This is a genomic window from Delftia sp. NA_296.1 (assembly GCF_052692095.1).
The window spans coordinates 12,946-32,704 of the sequence record NZ_JBQZGF010000017.1 but is presented as its reverse complement, the minus strand read 5'-3'; the positions used below and the strand labels follow the sequence as shown (position 1 = coordinate 32,704).

Below are 19,759 nucleotides of genomic sequence, written 5' to 3'. Positions count from 1 at the left end.
CACCCGTCATGAAGTTTTCGACCCGCGCCGACCGCATTGAGCCCTTTTACGTGATGGAGATCGCCAAGGCGGCGCAGGAGATGGCGCGCGGCTGCGCGGACAGCGACACGCCGATGATCTTCCTGAACATCGGCGAGCCCGACTTCACCGCCCCCCCGCTGGTGCAGGAGGCCGCAGCGCGCGCCGTGCAGGACGGCGCCACGCAGTACACGCCGGCCCTGGGCCTGCCCCAGCTGCGCGAGCGCATCAGCCACTGGTATGCGCAGCGCTTCGGCGTGGATGTGCCGGCGCGGCGCATCGTGGTCACGGCCGGCGCCTCGGCCGCGCTGCAGCTGGCCTGCCTGGCGACCATCGACGCGGGCGACGAAATCCTCATGCCCGACCCCAGCTATCCCTGCAACCGCCACTTCGTGAGCGCAGCCGAAGGCCGGGCCGTGATGGTGCCGACCACGGCGGCCGAGCGCTACCAGCTGAGCGCCGACAAGGTCGAGGCCGCCTGGAACGAGCACACGCGCGGCGTGCTGCTGGCCTCGCCCTCCAATCCCACGGGCACCTCGATTGCGCCGGCCGAGCTGCGCCGCATCCTCGACGTGGTGCGCGCCCGGGGCGGGCTGACCATCATCGACGAGATCTACCTGGGCCTGTCGCATGACGACGCCTTCGGCCAGACCGCGCTGGCGCTGGGCGAGGACGTGATCAGCATCAACAGCTTCAGCAAGTACTTCAACATGACGGGCTGGCGCCTGGGCTGGATGGTGGTGCCCGAGGCCATGGTGCCCGTGGTCGAGCGCGTGGCGCAGAACCTCTTCATCTGCGCCAGCACCGTCTCGCAGCGCGCCGCCCTGGCCTGCTTCGAGCCCGAGTCCATTGCCGAGTACGAGCGCCGCCGCGCCGAATTCAAGGCCCGGCGCGACTTCTTCATCCCTGCGCTCGAGGCCCTGGGCCTGCCCGTGCCCGTGCAGCCCGACGGCGCCTTCTACGCCTGGGCCGACTGCCGTGCGGCTGCCGCCAAGCTTGGCGTCCAGGGCAGCTGGGACTTTGCCTACGCCGTCATGGAGCGCGCCCACCTGGCCATCACGCCGGGCCGCGACTTCGGCACGTTCGAGACCGCCGACTTCGTGCGCTTTTCCACGGCCAACTCCATGGAACAGCTGCAGGAGGCCGTGCGCCGCCTGCAGCGCCTGCTGGCCTGAGGGCCGCCGCACATGGCCTTCGAATTTCCCATCCGCGTCTACTGGGAGGACACCGATGCCGGCGGCATCGTGTTCTACGCCAACTATCTGAAGTTCTTCGAGCGTGCCCGCACCGAGTGGCTGCGCGCCCTGGGCATAGGCCAGCAGCAGTTGCGGGAACAAACGGGCGGCATGTTTGTCGTAACCCAGGCCCAGCTGCAATACCTGCGGGCGGCCCGGCTCGATGACCAACTCCTTGTTACCGCCGAGCTGCAAAGCAGCGGGCGCGCTTCGCTGACAATACGGCAGCAGGCGCTGCTGGCATCCGCCGGCGATGGCAATGCGCCGCCGCCCCTGTTGTGCGAAGGCACGATCCGCATTGGATGGGTGGATGGCTCGACCATGCGCCCCGCAAGAATTCCGAACCGCATCCTGGAGCAACTCTCATGAACTCCCATGACATGTCCATACTCAGCCTCGTGCTGCAGGCCAGCTGGGTCGTGCAGCTGGTCATGCTGATCCTCGTGGGCGCCTCGGTGGCCAGCTGGGCCACCATCTTCCGCAAGTCGCAGACCTTGAAGCGCGTGCGCTCGCTCAACGACGGCTTCGAGCAGGACTTCTGGTCGGGCACCAGCCTCAACGATCTCTATGCCTCGGCCGCTCACCACGCCAAGCAGGGCGGCCCCATGGAACGCATCTTCGCCAGCGGCATGCGCGAGTACCAGAAGCTGCGCGAGCGCCGCATCGCCGATGTGAACCAGTTGATGGACGGCACGCGCCGCGCCATGCGCGCCAGCTTCCAGCGCGAGATGGACGAGGTCGAGTCGGGCCTGTCCTTCCTGGGCACCGTGGGTTCGGTCTCTCCCTACATCGGCCTGTTCGGCACCGTCTGGGGCGTGATGCACGCCTTCACCGGCTTTGCCAACATGGAGCAGATCACGCTGGCCACCGTGGCCCCCGGCATTGCCGAGGCGCTGGTGGCCACGGCCATGGGCCTGTTCGCCGCCATCCCGGCCGTCACGGCCTACAACCGCTATGCCCACCAGATCGACCGCGTGGCCAGCCAGCAGGAAACCTTCATCGAAGAGTTCTCCAACATCCTGCAGCGCAACGTGGGTGCGACCGGCTCCAGCACCCCGTCCGGCCATTGAAGTCGCTCAAAGCCAGCAAGGAGTGAGCACATGCCCGCAGTAGCCTCGCGCGGCGGCCGCAGCCGCCGCACCGTCAACGAGATCAACATGGTGCCCTTCATCGACGTGATGCTGGTGCTGCTCATCATCTTCATGGTGACGGCCCCCATGCTCACGCCGGGCTCCATCAACGTGCCCAGCGCCGGCAAGGCCGCGCGCACGCCCCCGAAGCGCGCCGACGTGATGATCGACAAGGACGGCGGCATCCGCATCAAGGCCGGCAGCACCGACAAGACCGTCACGCTCAAGGAGCTGGGCGCAGCCGCCAGGAGCTGGCAGGACCAGCAAAGCGACGACAGCGCCGTGCTGATTTCGGCGGACAAGAAGCTGCCCTTCGAGACCGTGATGGCCGCCATGTCGGCCCTGCAGTCGGCCGGCGTCAAGCGCGTGGCCTTCGGCGTCAAGTCCTCCCAGTAAGCAGCGCCGCCCGCCTTCGATTCCATGCCCAACCTGCAAGACCACGACCAGTTCGCACCGCCGCGCACGCGCGGCCGCACGCGCTCGTGGGCCCTGGCCGCGGCAGCGCACGGGCTGCTCGTGGCCGCCATGCTGTGGACCGTGCGCCCCCCGAAGCAGGCCGACGAGCCCATGGTCGAGGCCGAGTTCTGGTCCACGGCCGCACCCGCTCCCACCCTGCCCGTGCCTGCGCCACCGCCGCCACCTGCACCCGAGCCTGTTCCCCAGCCGCCACCGCCGCCGCCCGCGCCCGTGATTGCACAGCCCCCACCTCCCAAGCCGCAGGCCGTGGACGACGACCGCGAGGCCGAGATCGCGCTGGAGAAGAAGCGCAAGATCGAGCAGCAAAAGAAGGAGCGCGCCGAACAGGCCGCCCGTGAGCAGCGCGAGAAGGAACGCCAGGAGCGCCTGGACAAGGAAAAGGCCGACAAGGCGGCCAAGGACAAGGCCGAGCGCGAGAAGGCGGAAAGAGCCGAGAAGGACCGCCGCGACAAGCTCGAGCAGCAGAAAAAGGACAAGGCCGAGCAGGACCGCAAGGACCGCCTGGAGCAGCAAAAGAAGGACAAGGCCGAAAAGGAAAAGGCGGACAAAGAAAAAGCCGCCAAGGACAAGGCCGAGCGCGAGAAGGCCGAGAAGGCCGACAAGGAAAAGGCCGCCAAGGCCGAAGCCGAGAAGAAGGCCGCCGAGGACAAGCGCAAGAAGGAACAGGCCGCCAAGGAAGCCCGCGAGGCCAAGGAAGCCGAGGCACGCCGCCTGGAGAACATCCGCCGCATGCAGGGCCTGGCCGGCAGCGGCGGCTCGGCCGGCGAAGGCGCAGGCGGCAGCAAGAGCGGTGGCTCGGGCAGCTCGGCCGGAGGCCCCTCGGCCGGCTATGGCGCCAAGGTGGCTGCACGCGTCAAGCCCAACATCGTCTACCCGGACGCCATCAGCGGCAATCCGCGGGCCGAGGTGCGCGTGCGCACCGCACCCGATGGCACCATCACCGGCGCCACCATTGCCAAGTCCAGCGGCAACAAGGCCTGGGACGACGCCGTCATCCGCGCGCTGCAAAAGACCGAGACGCTGCCGCGCGACATCGATGGCCGCGTTCCTTCGGACCTGGTCATCGGATTCCGCCCGCAGGACTGAACGGGCACAGGCCCTTCATCAAAAAGCCCCGCCGGTACCTGCCTGCGGGGCTTTTTCCATCTTGCGTTGTATGCAATCCGCCACGCGCCTGCGACTTCGCTTGCGGCACCGGCCGCTTGTCCCTAGCATCCCTGTCTTTGCCGCATTCGCGGCCCCCGTCCACCATCGCAAAGGAGAGAACCCATGTCCCATTCGACACGTCCCTTTGCAGTCGTGCACGCTTGAAGCCCTAGCGCCTCCAGGCCACGCTGCAGACCTGATTTCCGGCCCCCTGAGGCCCGGCTTTCGGCTGCGCGTGCGCTTTTCCTGATGCCTGTCCGTCGAGCTTGCGGCGACTGCCCATTGCGCATTCCGCATCTGCCGGAATGTGCCCCAAGCACTCGATCGAAAGCCATTCATGGGCAATTCCCTTTCGGACACCTACATTGAGGTGTTCGCCAACCGCGGCGTCTGGATTGAAGACGCCGCCATCCAACAACTTCAAACAACGGCCCGCAACCTGGCCGGCATGCGCGCAGCCGTGGGCCTGCCCGACCTGCACCCGGGCCGGGGCTACCCGGTAGGGGCAGCCTTCTTTTCCGTGGGCCGCTTCTACCCGGCCCTGGTCGGCGGCGACATCGGCTGCGGCATGTCGCTGTACAGCACGGAGCTGGCGGCGCACAAGACCTCGGCCCCCAAGCTGGAAAAGGCGGTGGGCAACATCGACGGCCCCCTGCCCCAGGAGCTGCTGGACGCCGTGGACATGCAGCAGCTGGAGCACATCGCCCGGGCCAGCGGCGTGGCCGACCTGGCATATCTGCAGGACAGTCTGGGCACCATTGGCGGCGGCAACCACTTTGCCGAACTGCAGGTGGTGGACACGCTGTACGAGGACGGCGCGCTCGACAGGAAACGCGTGCACCTCATGGTGCACAGCGGCTCGCGCGGGCTGGGCGGCGCCATCCTGCGCGCCCATGTGGAAGCCTTCAGCCACGACGGCCTGGCAGCCAGCAGCGATGCCGCCACGCAGTACCTGCGCCAGCACGCGGCCGCCATCGCCTTCGCCCAGCTCAACCGCGCCAGCATTGCGGCACGCCTGCTGCGCGCCCTGCGCACGCGCGGCCAGGCCCTGCTGGACATCACCCACAACCACGTGATCGCCCACCACTGGCGCGGCGAGGACGGCTTTTTGCACCGCAAGGGCGCCACGCCGGCCGACCAGGGGCTGGTGGTGATTCCGGGTTCGCGCGGCGACTACAGCTACCTTGTGCGGCCCGTGGCCGGGCGTGACGAGGCGCTGCACTCGCTGGCACACGGCGCGGGCCGCAAGTGGGCACGCACCGATTGCATGGGCCGCCTGCGCCCGCGCTTCACGCTGGACGAGCTGCTGCGCACCAAATTCGGCAGCGCCGTGGTCTGCGCCGACCGCGAACTGGTCTACGAGGAGGCCCCCCAGGCCTACAAGGACGTGGACTCCGTCGTCGCCAGCCTGCAGGAAGCCGGCCTGGTGCAACTGGTGGCGCGGCTGCGCCCCCTGCTGACCTACAAGAAGGGAGCCATGCAATGCTGCTGATCCAGCTGACTGCATCCCACGGCCCCGCCGAGTGCGAGCATGCCGTGCGCCTGACCCTGCGCGAGCTGCTGCGCGACTGCGCTGCGCGCGGCATCGCCGTGGACGTGCTGGAGGAAACACCCACGCCGGCCGGCTACAAGTCCGTGCTGCTGCGCTGCGAGGGCGACACCGGCCTGCTTCACGGCACGCTGGGCGCCTGGCTGGGCACCATCCAGTGGGTCTTCGACAGTCCCCTGCGCCCCCACCACCCGCGCAGGAACTGGTTTGTTGCCGTGCAGAAGTGCGAGCCGCCCCGGCAATTGCCGGCAGACGGCGAAATCGTCTTCCAGGCCTGCAAGGCCTCGGGCAAGGGCGGCCAGCATGTCAACACCACGGACTCCGCCGTCCATGCCCTGCATGTGCCCAGCGGGATCTCGGTGAAGGTCATGAGCGAGCGCAGCCAGCACGCCAACAAGCGGCTGGCGCGCGAGCTGCTGGCCCTGAAGCTGGCGCGCCTCAACGCGCAGGGCGAGGGCCAGGCCCGGCGCACGCGCAGCCAGCAGCACTGGGAGGTGGAGCGCGGCAGCCCCGTGAAGGTGTTCCGCGCCTGAACGCCCGGGACTAACCCCTGGCGCACATGTAGATGCCCAGGGCCAGCAGGCCCAGCATCAGCACGCGCTTGAAAACCTGGGGCGACAGCGACTGGCGCAGCCGCTCGCCCCAGGCCATGCCGGCCAGGGCGGGCAGCAGCATCAGTGCGGAAACCAGGGCCGTGGCCCCCCAGCCCGTCCAGGACGAAGCGGCATGGCCCGGCCCCTGCGCCAGCGCCATGCCCGCGCCCAGCGCCAGCGTGGACACCGTGAAGCACAGGCCCATGGCCTGCATCAGCGCCTGCCGGCCCAGCGCCAGCGATTGCAAAAAGGCCACGGCCGGCACCACGAACACGCCGGTCAACGCCGTGATCCCGCCCGTCAACAGACCACACAACAGGCCCAGCCAGGCCTGATGCCTCTGTGGCAACTGCAGGCCCGGCCCCCAAAGGCCCCACAGGGCATAAATAACCAGGGCCACGCCCAGCGCCGTGCGCGCCACGGCTGCCTCGCCCACCGGGCCCCACCACAGCATGCCGCCCACCGTGCCCGCGACAATGCCCAGCTGCATCCAGCCCAGGCGCCGCAGCAAAGGCCGCAGCGATGGCATGGGCCGCATCTGCACCACATTGGTCACCAGGGACGGTAGCAGCAGCCAGGCCGCCGCCTGCCCGGCCGGCATGAACAGCGCCAGCAGCGCCATGGACACCGTGGGCAGGCCCAGGCCCACCACTCCCTTGACGACACCGGCCAGCCCGAACACGGCCACCGCCGCCGCCAGCACCCACCACGCATCCCACATCACGGCCACCCTGCACTTTCACTGACTTGGCTCAGGCCTTTCCTGAACCTCATGGCGCCATGCTCGCGCACCACCGCAGGGGTCACAATCGGGAATCTTCAAACCAAGGCTCAGGCATGGCCTGATCCTTCAGCACCACAGTCCATGCGATTCGACCTCACCGACCTGCAGCTGTTCGTCCACATCCTCGACTGCGGCACGCTCACGGCGGCGGCCGGGCGCGCGCACATGACCCTGGCCTCGGCCAGCGAGCGCGTGCGCGGCATGGAGGCGCAACTGGGCTGCGCCCTGCTCGCGCGCCAGGCGCGCGGCGTGCGGCCCACGGCGGCCGGCCACACGCTGGGCCAGCATGCGCGTGACGTTCTGGCCCGGATGCAACGCCTGCGCGGCGACATGGCCGAGTACGGCGCGGGCCTGGCCGGGCATGTGCGCGTATGCGGCAACACCTCGGCCGTCAGCGAGCACCTGCCGCTGGCCGTGGCCGGATTCCTGCGCGGCCATCCGCGCGTGGCGCTGGAGCTGCAGGAATGCCGCAGCGCCGAAGTGCTGGACCGGCTGCGCCAGGGCCTGTGCGACATCGGCGTGGCCAGCGATGCCCAGGACCTGCGCGGCCTGCAGGCCACGCCCTGGCGCCCCGACCCGCTGGTGGCCGTGCTGCCGCGCGCCCACCGCCTGGCCCGGCGCAAGCGGCTGGCCTTGCAGGACCTGCTGACCGAAGACTGGGTAGGCCTGCCGCACGATGCCGCCCTGCAGGTGCTGGTGCGCCAGCAGGCCGCCTTGCTGGAAGGGCCGTCGGAAGGGCAGTTGCGCTGGCGCGCCCAGCTGCAGCACCTGGACAGCATCTGCCAGCTGGTGGGCCAGGGCGTGGGCGTGGCCGTCATGCCCGCCGCCGCCGCGCAGCGCCTGGCCCCGGCCAGCGGCGCCCGCGCCGTGCCCTTGAGCGATGCCTGGGCCCGGCGCCAGCTGCTGCTGTGCACGGCCCGGGAAGACCAGTTGCCCGCCCATGCAAGGCAGTTGCTGGTGCATCTGAAGGGACTGGGCCTGGCGGAGCCATAGCGAACCGTGTTGGAAAGCGCGATGCGGGACAATACGGGGATCATGACCCTCAAAGCCCCCGAACTGCTGCTGCCGGCCGGCTCGCTCGACAAGATGCGCGCGGCCTACGACTTTGGCGCCGACGCCATCTACGCCGGGCAACCCCGCTACAGCCTGCGCGCACGCAACAACGAATTCCGCCTCGAACAGATCGCCCAGGGCATCTCCGAGGCGCATGCGCGGGGCAAGAAATTCTTCGTCACCAGCAACCTGATCGCCCACAACGACAAGGTGCGCACCTATATCCGCGACATCGAGCCCGTGATCGAGTGCAAGCCCGACGCGCTGATCATGGCCGACCCCGGCCTGATCATGATGGTCAAGGAAAAGTGGCCCGAGACCGAGGTCCATCTCTCGGTGCAGGCCAACACCACCAACTGGGCCACGGTGAAGTTCTGGCAGAAGGCCGGCGTCTCGCGCATCATCCTGTCGCGCGAGCTGTCGCTGGACGAGATCGAGAAGATCCGCCAGGAATGCCCGGACATGGAGATCGAGGTCTTCGTGCACGGCGCGCTGTGCATCGCCTACTCGGGCCGCTGCCTGCTGTCGGGCTACTTCAACCGGCGCGATCCCAACCAGGGCACCTGCACCAATGCCTGCCGCTGGGACTACAAGACGCATGACGCGGCCGTGGACCCCAATACCGGCGAGGCCCTGGCCCAGACCATGGAGCAGGACTTCAGCTTCGAGAAGGCCCGCGAGGAAGCCGACAGCCAGTTCACCAGCACCTGCGGCGACGGCGCGCGCCACCCCAAGGCCGAGCAGGTCTACCTGCTGGAGGAAAAGGGCCGCCCCGGCGAGCTGATGCCCATCATGGAAGACGAGCACGGCACCTACATCATGAACTCCAAGGACCTGCGCGCCGTGGAGCATGTGGAGCGCCTGGTGAAGATCGGCGTGGACTCGCTCAAGATCGAGGGCCGCACCAAGAGCCTGTACTACGTGGCCCGCACGGCCCAGGTCTACCGCCGCGCCATCGACGATGCCGTGGCCGGCCGCCCCTTCAACCCCCACCTGATCACCGAACTCGAAGGCCTGGCCAACCGTGGCTACACGGGCGGCCTGCTGGAGCGCCGTCCCTCGCAGGACTACCAGAACTACGAGACCGGCCACTCGGTGCTGCAGCGCAGCCACTTCGTGGGCGAAGTGCGCAGCTATGCCGACGGCATGGCGGAGGTGGAGACCAAGAACCGCTTCTCGGTGGGCGACACGCTGGAGATCATCCACCCGCAGGGCAACCGCCAGGTGCTGCTGGAGAAGATGTTCAACCTCGACGGCGAACCCGTGCAGGTCGCCCAGGGCAACCCGATCCGCGTGCGCATTCCGCTGGATGCGCCGGCCGAGGGTGCGCTGATCTCGCGCCTGCTGTGAAGCCGGGGCGCAGGCCTCCCTGCTCTTCTTGCCCTTGATTTTTTCCTGGCGGCTGTCCAGGGCCATTGCTGCAATGGCCCGGAGCGGCCGCCGTTCCTTTCATTCCTCATTTCTGCACTGCCATGGACATCGTCGTCAACGAAGAACTCAAGGCCTACATCGACCCGCTGACCCCCGATGAACTCGACGCGCTGGAGCGCAGCATCGTGGCCGAAGGCTGCCGCGACGCGCTCGTGCTCTGGAACGACCTGCTCATCGACGGCCACAACCGCTACGCCATCTGCCAAAAGCACGGCCTGCCCTTCAACACCGTGCAGGCCACGCAGTTCAAGAACATGGACGACGTGCACCTGTGGATGATCGACCAGCACCTGGGCCGCCGCAGCGTGTCCGACTTCCAGCGCGGCGTGCTGGCGCTGCGCAAGCGCGAGATCATTGCCACGCGCCGCTCGGCCGCCGCCGCTGCCGTGATGGCCGCCAAGGCCGATGCGCCCCAGGCCGAGGGTGAAGCCCCCTGGGAAGGCGAGACCGACCCCGTGGTCGCCGCCGCCCTGGCCAGCGTGGCCAAGGTGCCCGATGAGGCCCTGGACACACGCGAGGCCCTGGCCCGCGTGGCCCGCCTGTCCAGCAGCCAGGTCAAGCTGATCGAGACCATCCAGCAAAAGGCCGCGCCCGAAGTGGTGGCCGCCGTGCGCTCGGGCGACATCTCGCTGAGCACCGCCGCCGTGGTCGCCAGCCTGCCCGTGGACGAGCAGCAGGCCGTGGCCGCCGCAGGCGCCGACGAACTCAAGCAGGCCGCCAAGCGCGTGCGCGATGCCAAGAAAAAGCCCAAGGCCGCCAAGCCCGAAGCCGAAGCGGCCGACGGCGAAGGCGCGGCCGTGACCGCCTCGCCCGAGGAGCTGCAGCAGCGCGTGAACGAACTCGAAGCCGAGAACGAGCGCCTGCGCCAGCAGATCAAGGCGCTGCAGGAACTGCTGGCCGAGCAAGGCTGAAGCGGCGCCCGCACCCAAGCACGCACGCCGCCATGACGCGCTACCAGGAGCTGGCCGACGATATCGAGGCATCCATCACCGCAGGCGTTCTGTGCCCAGGTGACAAGCTGCCCTCGGTGCGCCAGACCAGCGAGCGGCGCGGCGTCAGCGCCTCCACGGTGTTCCAGGCCTACTACCTGCTGGAGGCGCGCGGCCTGGTGCGCGCGCGCGAGCGATCGGGCTACTTCGTGGCCCAGCGCCCGCGCAGCGCGCCGCCCGAGCCCACCGAGCCGTCTTCGCCCGAGGGCGACAGCTTTGCCGTGGTCGATGTGAGCGAGCGCGTGTTCGAGGTGCTGGAATCGGCCATGGACCGCGATGTCGTGCCCCTGGGCTCGGCCTTTCCCTCGCCGGGCCTGTTCCCGCTGCGCCGCCTGGGCCAGTGCCTGGCGCATGCCGCGCGCGAGGCCGACCCGCGCAGCGCCATCGACGACCTCACGCCCGGAAGCCTGGCGCTGCGCCGCCAGATCGCACGCCGCTACCTGGCCGACGGCCTGGCGCTGACGCCGGCCGATCTGGTCATCACCAACGGCGCACTGGAGGCTCTGAACCTGTGCCTGGCCGCCGTCACGCGGCCCGGCGGCGCCGTGGTCATCGAATCGCCCTGCTTCTATGGTGCGCTGCAGGCGCTGGAGCGCATGGGCCTGTCGGCCATCGAGGTGCCCACCCATCCGGGCGAGGGCATGGACCTGGCTGCGCTGGAGGCAGCACTGCAGCGCCACAGGCCCCAGGCCGTCTGGCTGATGACCTGCTTTCAGAACCCGCTGGGCAGCCTCATGCCAGAGGCGCGCAAACGCGCACTGGTGGAGCTGGTCACGCGCCACCGCGTGCCGCTGATCGAAGACGACGTGTACGGCGAGCTGTACTTCGGCGAGCGCCGCCCGCCGCCCGCCAAGACCTTCGACACCGAAGGCTGGGTGCTGCACTGCAGCTCGTTCTCCAAATGGCTGGCGCCGGGCTGGCGCACGGGCTGGGCCGCGCCGGGGCGCTTCACGCGCGCCGTGGCCCGGCAAAAGCTCACCACCACGCTGGCCACGAATGCGCCCACCCAGCAGGCGCTGGCCGACTACCTGGAAAGCGGCGGCGCCGACCGCCACTTGCGCCGCCTGCGCCAGAGCCTGGCCCTGCAGCGGGACCACATGGCATCGGCCATTGCCCGCCACTTTCCACAAGGCACGCGGGCCACGCGGCCCGAGGGCGGCTACTTCATGTGGATAGAGCTGCCGCCGTACTGCAATGCGCTGGCCCTGCACCGCGCGGCGCTGGCGCGCGGCATCAGCGTGGCGCCGGGGCCGATCTTCTCGGCCTCGCAGGCCTTCGGCCACTGCCTGCGGCTGAACTACGGCCATGACTGGAGCGACGAGACCGGGCAGGCCCTGGCCACGCTGGGCGAACTGGCCCGCGCAATGCAGCCCCGTCCAACAGCAAAAGCAGCAAGGTAAGCGCCCGCTGCGCTGGCAGCACCTGCTGCGCTGTAGCGCCCGGGCAACGCGGCCCGGCACAGCTGCTGTCAGCCTGGTGCAAGCTGGATGATTCTCATTTAGACTCGCACCCCGAACCGGCATCGCCGCCATGCATGCTGACCGGTCCTTGTCTCCTGCTTCCGCCTCGCCCGCCGCCACGCGTCCTGCAGCCTGCCAGCCGACCCTTCAGCGCTGCACCAATCCCAGAGGCACAAAGGAAGTTTTCCATGGTTTCCAGCAATCACTGCGCCAGGCTCACACGCTGCGCGGCCGCTGTCGCCGCCGCCCTGCTGTCGCTGCAGGCGTCGGCACAGGCGCCATCCCCCACCACCACCGCACCCGAGGCCGGCCTGTCCGCCATCACCGTCACGGGCAACTGGCTGGACAACCCCACCGAGGAAAAGGTGCTGGACCATGCCGGCGCGCGCACCATCGTCGAACGGGCGCGCATCGAGGAAACCGGCTCCTCCAGCCTGCGCGACGTGCTGCGCCTGGTGCCCGGCGTGCAGGTGCAGGACAGCAACGGCACGGGCGGCAGCGACGTGTCTCTGAACATCGGCGTGCGCGGCCTGACGGCGCGCCTGTCGCCGCGCTCGTATGTGCTGATGGACGGCGTGCCCGTCTCCTACGCGCCCTACGGCCAGCCCCAGCTGTCGCTGGCGCCCGTGTCGCTGGGCAACCTGGAGTCGGTGGATGTGATCCGCGGCGCGGGCTCGGTGCGCTACGGCCCCCAGAACGTGGGCGGCATCATCAACTTCGTCACGCGCGCCATTCCCAAGACCTTTGCCGCAGAGGCCTCGGTGGGCACCGAGATCTACAGCCACGGCGGCAATGCCAAGACCACGCCCAGCCTGTTCGTGGGCGGCACCAACGAATCCGGCCTGGGCCTGGCCCTGCTGTACTCGGGCACGCATGGCGACGGCTGGCGCGCAGGCAATGACAAGACCGACATCGACGACATCCTGCTCAAGGGCGCCTACCGCATCTCGGCCCAGGACGACATCGCCGTCTCGCTGCACCACTTCGAGGGCTCGGGCCGCATGCCCGGCGGACTGACCACGGCGCAGTACGCGGCCGACCCGTTCCAGTCCACGCGCTCCTACGACAGCTTCGACGGCCGCCGCACCGATGCCTCGTTCAAGTACAACCACAAGGACGGGCGCAACAACTTCGAGGTGCTGGGCTACTACGTGGACTCGTTCCGCGGCAGCTACATCGAGCAGGACAACGCCAACCAGCGCCGTCTGACGGCCGCGCCGCGCAGCTACCACTATTTCGGCATCGAGCCGCGCTACTCGCGCCTGTTCGAGACCGGCGCCGTGGTGCAGGAAGTCAGCGTGGGCTACCGCTACCTCAAGGAAAGCAGTTCCGAGGTCGCGCTGCGCACCGCCTACTACAACCCCGCCACCATGGCCAACGCCATGGCCCTGCCGATCACGCCCTACCAGACCAGCCAGGGCGGCACCACGGCCCATGCCTTCTACATCGATGACCGCATCGACATCGGCAACTGGACCATCACGCCCGGCGTGCGCTACGAACGCATCAACTCCTTCAACAACGTCAGCAACCTGGGCGCCGATGGCAGCACCGTCACCAGCCAGCTGTTCCCCAAGGCCGATGCAAGCGAGTTCCTGCCCACGCTGTCCGTGCTCTACCGCATGAATGCGCAGTGGTCGCTGTTCGTCAACGCGGGCAAGTCCTTCGGCCCGCAGCAGTACGCGCAGCTGGCCCAGACCGAGCGCGGCCTGCATCCCGAATCGGCCAAGACCTATGAGGTGGGCACGCACTACAACAGCCCGGCGCTGAACGCCGAGCTGACGCTGTTCAACATCGACTTCGACAAGGAACTGCTGCTGACCCGCGTGGGCGTGGACGGCATCTGGACCGACCTGGGCGCCACGCGCCACCGCGGCATCGAGTCCTCGCTGCGCTACGACCTGGGCCAGTGGAATGCCGCGCTCAAGGGCCTGACGGCGGGTGTGTCCTACACCTACACCGAGGCTGTCTCGCGCGCTGGCGATTTCGCGGGGCGCGACCTGCCGCTGTACTCGCGCCACACGGGCCAGCTGTGGGCGCGCTATGCGCTGGGGCAGTGGACGCTGAATGCGGACCTGGCCGCGCAATCGAAGCAGCGCTCTCCGGGATCGGGCACGCAGTATGTGACGCAGGAAGATGCTGCGGGGCGGCTGGGTGATATTCCCGGGTTTGCGACCGTGGGCCTGCGTGCGGGCTATGACTTTGGCAAGTCGCTGAGCAATCTGCGGGTGGCTGTGGGGGTCAAGAATCTGTTCGATCGCAGGTACTACACGCGGTCTACGGATAACAACGGGGGCAAGTATGTGGGGATGCCTCGGACGTTGTATGTGCAGGGGACGTTGCCGTTCTGAGGCTTTGGTTTACGTGGGTCTGTTTTTGACCCTGCCGGGTGGTATTTTCCTGAGGCCGGGTCTCGGCCCGGCGGCCGACTGCCCTTTCTTGATTCGCCAAGAAAGGTCAGATCAAAGAAGGCGACCCGAATGTCAGCGACCCTCCGCTTCGCTGCGGGCAACCTGCGCTGACATACGGGGAGTGGGCATGGGGCGGGCCTTCGCTTCGCTCGGCCCGTTTTGTTCTTTTCAGCCCTCTGCTGTGAATCCCACGCGCTTGACGATGGGGCCCCATTTGGCGAGTTCGGACTGCAGCAGCGCGGCCAGTTCGGCGGGGGTGGAGGATTGGGCGTCCAGGCCGAAGGTGGCCAGGCTGTCCACCACGTCGGGCGTGGCCAGGGCCTTGCGCATGTGGCCGTTCAGGCGCTGCACGGTCTCGGCAGGCGTCTTGGCAGGCACGAAGAAGGCGAACCATTCGCTGTGCGCCATGTCCTTGTAGCCCTGCTCCACCAGCGTGGGCACCTGGGGTGCGAAGCGGCTGCGCTTGGCGCCGCTGACGCCCAGGATGCGCATCTTGCCGCCGGCCAGGTGCTGCAGCATGTCGCCCACGGGGCCGCAGACGGCGGAGACGTTGCCGCCCAGCATGTCCAGCAGCGCGGGCTGGGTGCCGCGGTAGCCGGCGTGCTTGAAGTCCACACCGGCATGCTGGCCCAGCAGGGCGCCGATGAAGTGCGGGGTGGAGCCGGGAGCGGGCGAGCCGAAGTTGGCGCCTGCGGGGTTGGCCTTGGCCCAGGCGAAGAATTCGGGCACGGTGGTCACGCTGGCGGGCACGGCGGGGCCGACGGCAAAGCCGAAGTCGAAGATGCAGCCCACGGTGACTGGCGCCAGGTCGGCCACCGGGTCATAGGGCAGCTTCTTGTAGATGTGCGGGTAGATGGACAGCATGGACGTGGGCGTCTGCAGCAGGGTGGCGCCGTCTGCGGGCCGGCCCTTGACGTAGCTGATGGCGATCTGCCCGCCCGCACCCGTGCGGTTTTCCACCACGGCGGTCTTGGCATAGCCCGACAGCTTGGTGCCCACGCGGCGGCAGATGGCGTCCGAGGTGCCTCCGGCCGCGAAGCCGGTGATGATGTTCAGGGTCTCGATGGGGCCCTGGGCCTGGGCCCAGGCCTGCTGGCCCAGGCTGGCCAGCAGCGCACCCGCTCCAGCGGTGCCCAGCCATTGGCGGCGGTCGATGTTCATGCGTATGTCTCCGGTTGAAATTGAAACTCTGAAAAAAACAGTGGGGGAACAGCGGGGGAAATGCGTGCCAGCCCGGCGGCTTCAACTGTCGTCGCGCAGCCAGACCACCTGGCCCGAATGCGTGACCGCACCCTGGTGGGCCGGGCGCACGGTGAGCGCGTATTTTTCCAGCACGCCGCCCAGCGGCGGGGCCTGGCGGCGCGCGGCGGCTGATTGTTCCAGACGTTCGGCCAGTTCCGCCTCGCCGATTTCCACCGTGATGCTGCGCGCATCGGCGCGGGCGTCGATGGCAATGAGGTCGCCGTCGCGCAGCGCGGCAATGGGGCCGTTGTCGGCGGCCTCGGGGCCTGCATAGCCGATGCACAGGCCGCGCGTGGCACCAGAGAAGCGCCCATCGGTCAGCAGGGCCACCTTGTCGCCCATGCCCTGGCCATAGAGCAGTGCCGTGATGCCCAGCATCTCGCGCATGCCGGGGCTGCCGCGCGGGCCTTCGTTGCGGATGACGATGACATCGCCGGCCGCGTACTGCATGGCCTGCACGGCGGCCTGGGCCTGTTCCTCGGACTCGAAGACGCGCGCGGGGCCCCGGTGCACCAGGGTCTTGAGGCCGGCCGTCTTCAGCAGCGCGCCATCGGGGCAGAGATTGCCCTTGAGCACGGTCAGGCCACCGTCGCGCGTGATGGGGTTGCCGGGCGTGCGCACCACCTCGCCATCGGGCGGCGCGGCATCGGCCAGTTCTTCGGCCAGGGTGCGGCCCGTGAAGGTGAGCGCATCGCCGTGGACAAAGCCCTGCTCCATCAGCGTGCGCAGGATCACGCCGGCGCCGCCGATGTAGTACACGTCGCGCGCCAGGAAGCGCCCGCCGGGGCGCAGATCGGCAATCAGCGGCGTGCGCGCGAAGATCTCGGCCACGTCGTCCAGGTGGAAGCGGATGCCGGCCTCATGCGCGATGGCCGGCAGGTGCAGGGCGGCATTGGTCGATCCGCCCGTGGCGCTGACCACGGCGCAGGCATTCTCCAGCGCCCGGCGCGTGATGATGTCGCGCGGCAGCGGGCCGCCGCCTTCGGCGCTGGCCCACACGGCCTGCATGAGCTGGCGCGCGGCGCGGCGCATCAGCGGTGCGCGCTCGCTGAACACGGCGGGCACCATGCTGGAGCCGATGGGCGCCAGGCCCAGCGCCTCGCTCACCATGCCCATGGTGTTGGCCGTGAACTGGCCAGCGCAGGCGCCGGCCGTGGGCAGGCAGGCGCGGCTCATGGCCTCCAGGTCCTGCGCCGTGGCGGTGCCGGCCAGCACCTGGCCGATGGTCTCGTAGGTATCGACCACGTTCAGGTCGCGCCCGTGCACGCCGGGCGCCTGTCCCGGCAGGGCCGAGCCGCCATGCACGAAGACGCTGGGCACATTGCAGCGCACCATGCCCATCATCAGCCCCGGCAGGTTCTTGTCGCAGGCGCCGATGGCGAAGATGCCATCCCACTGGTGGCCGCGCACCGAAGCCTCCACGCTGTCGGCGATCAGCTCGCGCGAGACCAGCGAAAACCGCATGCCCGAATGCGCCATGGTCAGCCCGTCGCTGACCGACACCACCGGGCATTCATGCGGCGTACCGCCCCCGGCATAGATGCCGGTCTTGGCATGCTGGGCCTGGTCGCGCAGGTTGAGGTTGCAGGGGCTCATCTCCCCGCCCGTGTGGAACACGCCGATGTGCGGGCGCTCTATGTCTTCGTCGTCCTGGCCAAGGGCATGCAGGAAGCTGCGCGTGGTGGCACGGATGGTGCCGGAGCGGATCAGGGCGGAGCGAAGGGGCGTGGGCGTGGGCGTGGCCGCTGCCGGGCTGCTGCCGGTGGTGCTGGTTGTGGTGGTGGAGGCGGCCAGCGATGCGGAGGCGCTGGACTCGGAAAAGACGTTGTCGGGGGAGGCAGGTTTCTTGTTCATACGCGGGACGGAAAACAGCCGCCCACCATAGCGGGGTCTGCGGATTTCCCTATGAGCATTTACACCAGATCGTGTCGCCCGGGAGTCGCCGCCCTGCAAGCCGCCTCGGTGCCGGCAGGATGAAAAAAAGGCCCCGGAACAAACTTCCGGGGCCTCAAAACCGATGCCAGCCCGCGCTGCAGCGGACCAGGCATCGTGCACAACAACTGCGCCGTACTCCTGAATCAATCCATCCAACCGGCCCTTCAGCGCGGCACCAGGAACGTGCTGTGCGCCTGCTTGGAGAGCGCCGGGTCACCCACCGCCGTGGCCGTGATCTCCACGCCGTGCGAGCCAGGGCCGGCCGCGCCATAGGGCGCCTGCAGCCGCACCACGACCCAGCGGTCCTGGGCCGCGCCCACGTCCACCTCGGTCTCCGAAGCCACGCGCAGGCCCTCGATGCCCGAGGCCGACAGCACATAGCGCTGGTCCTGCTCCGTGGCATTGCCGATCTGCACGCGGTAGATGTTCTCGATCTGGCCGCCGGCCACGATGCGCGACAGCGTGCCCCGGTCGCGCACCACGTCCACCTTCAGCGGCGTGCGCAGCGCCAGGCTGGCCACCATGGCCGTGGAGATGGCCACCAGCGCCGTGCCGTAGATGAGCACGCGCGGGCGGAAGATGCGGCGCACCAGCTCGCTCTGGCGCCAGCCCCGGGCCACGCCGTTCTGCGTGGACAGGCGGATCAGCCCGCGCGGGTAATGCATGCGGTCCATGACGCTGTTGCAGGCGTCGATGCACAGGCCGCAGCCGATGCACTCGTACTGCAGGCCGTCGCGTATGTCGATGCCCACCGGGCAGACCTGCACGCACAGCGTGCAGTCGATGCAGTCGCCAAGCCCCTGGGCCCGGTAGTCCACCCCCTTGTGGCGCGGACCGCGCGATTCGCCGCGTGCGGTGTCGTAGGTGACGACCAGGGTGTCCTTGTCGAACATGGCGCTCTGGAAGCGCGCATAGGGGCACATGTGCTTGCAGACCTGCTCGCGCAGGAAGCCCGCGTTGCCGTAGGTGGCCAGCGCATAGAACAGCACCCAGAAGATCTGCCATGCGCCGGTCAGCGCCAGCACCTCGGGCAGCAGGCTGCGGATGGGCACGAAGTAGCCGACGAAGGTCAGCCCCGTCCACAGCGAGATCAGCAGCCACAGCGCATGCTTGCCGCCGCGCCGCGCGATCTTCTCCGCACCCCAGCCGCTGCCGTCCAGCCGCAGCCGCGCGCTGCGGTCGCCCTCCAGCCGGCGCTCCACCCACATGAACAGCTCGGTGTAGACCGTCTGCGGGCAGGAAAAGCCGCACCACAGCCGCCCCGCCACCGTGGTGAACAGGAACAGCGCCAGCGCCGAGACGATGAGCAGCACCGCCAGGTAGATGAAGTCCTGCGGATACAACAGCCAGCCGAAGACGTAGAAGCGCCGCTGCTCCAGGTCGAACAGCAGGGCCTGCCGGCCATGGATCTGCAGCCAGGGAATGCCATAGAAGAACAGCTGCGTGAGCCAGACCATGGCCCAGCGCCAATGGGTGAAGCGCCCCGTGATGGAGCGCGGCTGGATCTTCCTGCGCGATTCGAACAGCGGGGAATCCGCGCTGGCGTCGGTGATGGGAATCACCTTGCGTGGCGCGGGCCGCGGCCGGGGGGCTGCGGCGGTTTCATCGGGAAGCGGTTTCGGTCGTTCTGACATGCGGGGCCTTCGCCCCGGCCGGTGCGCCCTTGATGCGGGCTTGTCATGAATTGCCGGGGACTGCCTGGACTATGCCCAGCGCCCTGCCCCGGCGGTAGCAGCAGATGCAGCGGATTCGACCGTATCAGATGGCGGGTCAGGCCTGCGGCGAGCGCAGCGCCGCAACGGCAAGCCGCAGCCCCCACAACACCAGGCACAGACCCAGCAGCGCCGTCAGCGTGCCGATGCGCACATCGGCCTGGAGCACGCCCCAGCGGCTGAAGATCTCCGTCCAGTCATGGTCGCCCCCGCCCACCAGCGGCAGTACCTGGGCACGCGCGTCCTTCATGTAGTGGGCCACGTTCATCAGGTTCTCGCCCAGCCACATCAGCGCGGCAATCCAGCCCGTGCGCTGGCCCTGCCTGTGGAAATGGCGCATGAACAGGGCCGGGAACAGCAGCTGGAACAGCGTGCCGCCGTAGACCGAGAGATGCTGCGAGAACAGGGCCACCAGCGGATGCCCGGCTTCGTGCAGTGCCAGGTTGGCGTTGTCCAGCAGCAGCAGCCAGTGACCCTGGCTGAAGAAGTGGCCCCAGATGATCCAGGCGGCAAAGGCCGTCAGCGCGATGGCGGCAGGCCGGGTGACCGGCTGCCACTCGATCTGCCCGTCCAGCGCATCGCCGCGCTTCATCG

General features: G+C 68.8%; 17 protein-coding genes. 12 read left to right on the top strand and 5 right to left on the bottom strand.

The genetic code is table 11. The features are described from left to right. Window positions 1–8: 8 nt before the first annotated feature. The 7 genes from ACUTR7_RS28145 to prfH all read left to right on the top strand — a co-directional run bounded on the left by ACUTR7_RS28145 (window position 9) and on the right by prfH (window position 6,088). Window positions 9–1,193, top strand: coding sequence for a pyridoxal phosphate-dependent aminotransferase (locus ACUTR7_RS28145; RefSeq protein WP_043796416.1), 1,185 nt, complete (start codon window positions 9–11; stop codon window positions 1,191–1,193). 12 nt (window positions 1,194–1,205) lie between these two features. Beyond that, complete coding sequence (ybgC, locus tag ACUTR7_RS28140) at window positions 1,206–1,622, top strand: tol-pal system-associated acyl-CoA thioesterase (RefSeq protein ID WP_016450455.1); 417 nt, start codon at window positions 1,206–1,208, stop codon at window positions 1,620–1,622. Then, a complete protein-coding gene (gene tolQ, locus ACUTR7_RS28135; protein WP_012204382.1) occupies window positions 1,619–2,323 on the top strand; it encodes a protein TolQ in 705 nt (234 codons plus the stop codon). Before ybgC ends, tolQ begins: the two co-directional genes overlap by 4 nt. Before the next feature lie 30 nt (window positions 2,324–2,353). After that, window positions 2,354–2,779, top strand: coding sequence for an ExbD/TolR family protein (locus tag ACUTR7_RS28130; RefSeq protein WP_012204381.1), 426 nt, complete (start codon window positions 2,354–2,356; stop codon window positions 2,777–2,779). 24 nt (window positions 2,780–2,803) lie between these two features. Next, complete coding sequence (tolA, locus tag ACUTR7_RS28125) at window positions 2,804–3,946, top strand: cell envelope integrity protein TolA (protein WP_445610319.1); 1,143 nt, start codon at window positions 2,804–2,806, stop codon at window positions 3,944–3,946. 397 nt (window positions 3,947–4,343) lie between these two features. Beyond that, the gene (locus ACUTR7_RS28120; protein ID WP_445610318.1) at window positions 4,344–5,498 is read left to right on the top strand and encodes an RNA ligase RtcB family protein; all 1,155 of its coding nucleotides are present in this window, start codon (window positions 4,344–4,346) and stop codon (window positions 5,496–5,498) included. Next, complete coding sequence (gene prfH, locus ACUTR7_RS28115; protein WP_239974454.1) at window positions 5,489–6,088, top strand: peptide chain release factor H; 600 nt, start codon at window positions 5,489–5,491, stop codon at window positions 6,086–6,088. Before ACUTR7_RS28120 ends, prfH begins: the two co-directional genes overlap by 10 nt. A 10-nt stretch (window positions 6,089–6,098) precedes the next feature. On the opposite strand, the gene ACUTR7_RS28110 is transcribed toward prfH, so the two are convergent. Continuing rightward, window positions 6,099–6,869, bottom strand: a complete 771-nt coding sequence (locus ACUTR7_RS28110) for a sulfite exporter TauE/SafE family protein (protein ID WP_012204377.1) — start codon at window positions 6,867–6,869, stop codon at window positions 6,099–6,101. 144 nt (window positions 6,870–7,013) lie between these two features. Here ACUTR7_RS28110 and ACUTR7_RS28105 point away from each other — a divergent pair, with 144 nt between their 5' ends. The 5 genes from ACUTR7_RS28105 to ACUTR7_RS28085 all read left to right on the top strand — a co-directional run bounded on the left by ACUTR7_RS28105 (window position 7,014) and on the right by ACUTR7_RS28085 (window position 14,216). Beyond that, window positions 7,014–7,925 carry a LysR family transcriptional regulator gene (locus ACUTR7_RS28105; protein ID WP_445610317.1) on the top strand — a complete coding sequence of 304 codons (912 nt, stop codon included), beginning with the start codon at window positions 7,014–7,016 and terminating at the stop codon, window positions 7,923–7,925. Window positions 7,926–7,946: 21 nt separating this feature from the next. Further along, entirely contained in the window at window positions 7,947–9,335 is a 1,389-nt protein-coding gene (gene trhP, locus ACUTR7_RS28100; RefSeq protein ID WP_012204375.1) for a prephenate-dependent tRNA uridine(34) hydroxylase TrhP, read from the top strand. Window positions 9,336–9,457: 122 nt separating this feature from the next. Then, the gene (locus ACUTR7_RS28095) at window positions 9,458–10,327 is read left to right on the top strand and encodes a hypothetical protein (protein WP_012204374.1); all 870 of its coding nucleotides are present in this window, start codon (window positions 9,458–9,460) and stop codon (window positions 10,325–10,327) included. Window positions 10,328–10,359: 32 nt separating this feature from the next. After that, the gene (locus ACUTR7_RS28090) at window positions 10,360–11,805 is read left to right on the top strand and encodes an aminotransferase-like domain-containing protein (protein WP_445610316.1); all 1,446 of its coding nucleotides are present in this window, start codon (window positions 10,360–10,362) and stop codon (window positions 11,803–11,805) included. Window positions 11,806–12,053: 248 nt separating this feature from the next. Beyond that, window positions 12,054–14,216, top strand: a complete 2,163-nt coding sequence (locus ACUTR7_RS28085) for a TonB-dependent receptor family protein (protein WP_445610315.1) — start codon at window positions 12,054–12,056, stop codon at window positions 14,214–14,216. Between the two features lie 228 nt (window positions 14,217–14,444). Here ACUTR7_RS28085 and ACUTR7_RS28080 read toward each other — a convergent pair whose 3' ends face one another. From ACUTR7_RS28080 to ACUTR7_RS28065, 4 genes are all read right to left on the bottom strand, one after another. Then, window positions 14,445–15,437, bottom strand: a complete 993-nt coding sequence (locus tag ACUTR7_RS28080; RefSeq protein WP_012204371.1) for a Bug family tripartite tricarboxylate transporter substrate binding protein — start codon at window positions 15,435–15,437, stop codon at window positions 14,445–14,447. Between the two features lie 81 nt (window positions 15,438–15,518). Next, window positions 15,519–17,372: a dihydroxy-acid dehydratase gene (ilvD, locus tag ACUTR7_RS28075; RefSeq protein WP_445610314.1), complete on the bottom strand. Its 1,854-nt coding sequence runs from the start codon at window positions 17,370–17,372 to the stop codon at window positions 15,519–15,521. A 245-nt stretch (window positions 17,373–17,617) separates the two neighbouring features. Beyond that, on the bottom strand, window positions 17,618–19,087 hold the full coding sequence (gene ccoG, locus ACUTR7_RS28070; protein ID WP_051940588.1) for a cytochrome c oxidase accessory protein CcoG: 1,470 nt from the start codon (window positions 19,085–19,087) through the stop codon (window positions 17,618–17,620). A 136-nt stretch (window positions 19,088–19,223) separates the two neighbouring features. Continuing rightward, window positions 19,224–19,757 (bottom strand): hypothetical protein, encoded by a 534-nt coding sequence (locus tag ACUTR7_RS28065; protein ID WP_445610313.1) that lies wholly within the window; start codon window positions 19,755–19,757, stop codon window positions 19,224–19,226. Window positions 19,758–19,759 lie beyond the last annotated feature (2 nt).